The 339-nt window shown below is 63.4% G+C and carries 1 protein-coding gene; it reads left to right on the top strand.

Translation table 11 applies throughout. From position 1 onward, the window contains the following. Positions 1-104: 104 nt before the first annotated feature. Positions 105-339: VOC family protein (locus TN53_RS43310; RefSeq protein ID WP_046264427.1), on the top strand; the 235-nt coding region annotated here is incomplete at its 3' end.

The following is a 339-nucleotide window of genomic DNA, read 5'->3' as shown; positions in this document are numbered from 1 at the left end:
GTCAGGGGTCACACCCCAAGTTTTTCAGGAACTACGACACGATGCGGCGCATATTCGGATCAGGCTGGTGGATGCGTACCTACGACCTGGGAGAAGGAACAACCATGACCACCACATCCGTCGTGTCCATCGTCTATGTGAACGACGCCCCCGCCGCAGCGCGTTTCTACGGCGACCTCCTCGGCATGAGCCCTTCGTTCGAGACCCCGGGATACATCACCTTCGGCCTCGGGCCGGGCGCTGACCTCGCTGTGTGGTCTGGCCAGTTCGAGGATCTGTCACCGGACGTCCCGCGTACCGGTGAGGTGTGCCTGGCCATCGACGGTGGGCCCGGCGAGC

The organism is Streptomyces sp. WM6386, assembly GCF_000972385.1.
Lineage (GTDB): Bacteria > Actinomycetota > Actinomycetes > Streptomycetales > Streptomycetaceae > Streptomyces.
Note: the sequence above shows the minus strand (reverse complement) of the source record. Positions and strands in the feature narration are given on the sequence as shown.